Consider the following 1220-nt stretch of genomic DNA (forward strand, 5'->3'; position numbering starts at 1 on the left):
CTGACAGGTTTCTTTTTTATTTAATCACAATTATGTTTTAATTGAAGTTACACGATATAATAAATCAAGTAATGATTTAATTGGAGGTAAAGTTTTGAATTTTAAGCAACTAGAAAATAAATTTGAAAAGAAAAAAGTAAATACATTTCTTGTTTATCAAAAAGGTGAGTTAACAACTGAGTATTATAAAACGTTAGAGTGTGAAAATAATCTATTTAAAATAAATTCGATTACAAAAAGCATTGTATCTATATTAATTGGTATTGCAATAGATAAAGGCTATATAAATGATATGCATACACCGATTACAGTGTGGGTTGAAAATGTATCTGAGGAAAAGCAGGATTTGACTCTGTATCATTTATTAACGATGACTACAGGTGAGGATTGGAAAGAGTTTGGAAATGGAGTAGTATTCCCAAATGATTTTGTAGAATCGGCAAACTGGGTCCAATACATATTAGAAAAAACAATTATTGAAGAACCTGCTACAAAAATGAATTATAACTCAGGATCTTCGCATTTGCTTAGCTACATTATTCAAAAAGCTACTGGAATGTCGACAGAGCAGTTTGCGAAAAGGTACTTATTTGATCCGTTAGAAATCACCGAGTTTGAGTGGCAACAAGATCCCCAAGGAATACATGTCGGCGGATTCGGCATGAAAATGAAATCTAAAGATTTATTAAAGCTCGGAATATTATGTTTGCAGAATGGATATTGGCAGGGGAATGAAATTGTATCCTCGAAATGGTTAGAAGAATCAAGTACAGCTCTATTTGAAACGTATGAACATGTTGGGGCGTATGGATATCACTGGTGGGTATTGAATAACGAAAGATTTCACATACCGTATTGTATATATTTTGCTATGGGATACGGCGGACAATACATCGTTATCATTCCGCAGTTAGAGCTTGTTGCTGTCATAAGTAGTCATATGCCAAAACGCGGACTCGTTCCATTGAAATTATTTATGGAGCATGTACAGGAGAATAATAATAAGTTTATATAAGAAGAAGAGACAATGTATGAAAGGTGTAAAAACATTATCTTTATTTAGACTATGTTTAAGTCTTTTAGCATGTAGCGCGATTATTACGCAATTTATAATAAGAGCACAAGTGAAACCATTCAATCCAGTTAATTTGTATGGTAGTAAGATATTTAGGGAATCGAAACTTTAGGAAAAAATTTTAGAAATAAAAGAACCCGACTGT

1 protein-coding gene and 1 pseudogene are annotated in these 1220 nt (G+C 32.2%); both read left to right on the forward strand.

Annotated elements, in window-relative coordinates:
- Positions 1–94: 94 nt before the first annotated feature.
- Positions 95–1015 (forward strand): serine hydrolase domain-containing protein, encoded by a 921-nt coding sequence (locus K5S59_RS29735; RefSeq protein ID WP_001009747.1) that lies wholly within the window; start codon positions 95–97, stop codon positions 1013–1015.
- Between the two features lie 16 nt (positions 1016–1031).
- A pseudogene (locus K5S59_RS30780) lies at positions 1032–1154 on the forward strand (Pr6Pr family membrane protein); the annotation flags it as partial.
- Positions 1155–1220 lie beyond the last annotated feature (66 nt).

The organism is Bacillus sp. BML-BC051, from assembly GCF_019656175.1.
In the GTDB taxonomy this organism is placed as follows: domain Bacteria; phylum Bacillota; class Bacilli; order Bacillales; family Bacillaceae_G; genus Bacillus_A; species Bacillus_A mobilis.